Raw genomic sequence first — 1,006 nt, 5'->3', positions numbered from 1 at the left:
ACCATAAATTCCTGTCCAGTGGCTTTAACAAAAGGAGTCTGAATCTGCTCTGACTCATTAATAATTGGGAGATGATCAACAATAACCGAATCACGGCGATAGATTTTAGGAAAGTGATTGATACCCCTAACTGTACTCTCGGCAACTGGGATATCTGAGCGCCCCATCAAATCTAGAATTTTGCGAGTGGCATTAACAGCTGGTTGAATGTAGCAGTCGGCTGGAGTGACGACAATACCAAGAGGCTCAATATTATCCATGGTCATTAATAGCAGGGTGGCGAGATAGTCATCAACACCGCCATCATGATCCATTAATACTAATTGTTTGGGCATAGATTTTACCGTTTCCACAAATTAGCGATCGCTCTTAAGGGGTGACAAGCGGCTAATAAGCTTGAGGAATAAAACTTATCACCCCATCAAATATGAACTATTAAGCATCAACCATGAGCCATAAGCCATGAAGCATCAACCATGAACTATTAAGCTACTAGCGTAACTTCACCAGTATTTAAATCATAACGACCACCTACTAATTTAAGTTTATTTTCCTGGATTAAACCAGAAATAACTGTAGATTTTTCCAATCTCTCCATCTGTAGCAATACATTAGCTTTAACTGCATTATCAATACGATTACCAGTTTCCCCTTCTGAGTTAGCTACAGCTGGGGTAATTGCAAATAGTATACTGGATATTTGTCCAGGAACTGGGGCACCTGCTACTGCTGCTTTTACAGCACCACATTCTTCATGACCCAGTACCATTAATACCTTTTGTTGAAAAAAAGGTATTTAATTTAACTGATATTTGAGATTACACCAAAACGGGCGTTTTCTGAACTCGAAGCTGAGTCACAACCATCTTTAAGTTTCCTGGAGGTACGAAAGTCAAGCCACGGCGCACTGGTTTAACTGGGCGATTATCTGTCAGTGCCAGTTGAAACTTGGAAACAATAGTAGCAAGTACCAGTTTCATTTCCAGCAGTGCCAAGGCTGATCCCA

General features: G+C 40.7%; 2 protein-coding genes and 1 pseudogene. All 3 read right to left on the bottom strand.

Annotated elements, in window-relative coordinates; all coding sequences use genetic code 11:
• A partial coding sequence (locus F6K23_RS41325; RefSeq protein WP_293167119.1) for a nucleoside hydrolase occupies window positions 1-335 on the bottom strand: 335 nt, incomplete at its 3' end.
• 149 nt (window positions 336-484) lie between these two features.
• On the bottom strand, window positions 485-769 hold the full coding sequence (locus F6K23_RS41320) for a carbonic anhydrase (protein ID WP_293167117.1): 285 nt from the start codon (window positions 767-769) through the stop codon (window positions 485-487).
• 49 nt (window positions 770-818) lie between these two features.
• Window positions 819-1,006: pseudogene (locus F6K23_RS41315) on the bottom strand (cytochrome P450); the annotation flags it as partial.

The organism is Okeania sp. SIO2C9 (genome assembly GCF_010672455.1).
Taxonomy (GTDB): domain Bacteria; phylum Cyanobacteriota; class Cyanobacteriia; order Cyanobacteriales; family Microcoleaceae; genus Okeania.
This window is presented reverse-complemented; position numbering and strand designations above follow the sequence as displayed.

Bases quoted from the DNA above. Each gene is read 5' to 3' on its own strand.
- F6K23_RS41320 (WP_293167117.1), bottom strand. From the start codon at position 769: ATGGTACTGGGTCATGAAGAATGTGGTGCTGTAAAAGCAGCAGTAGCA.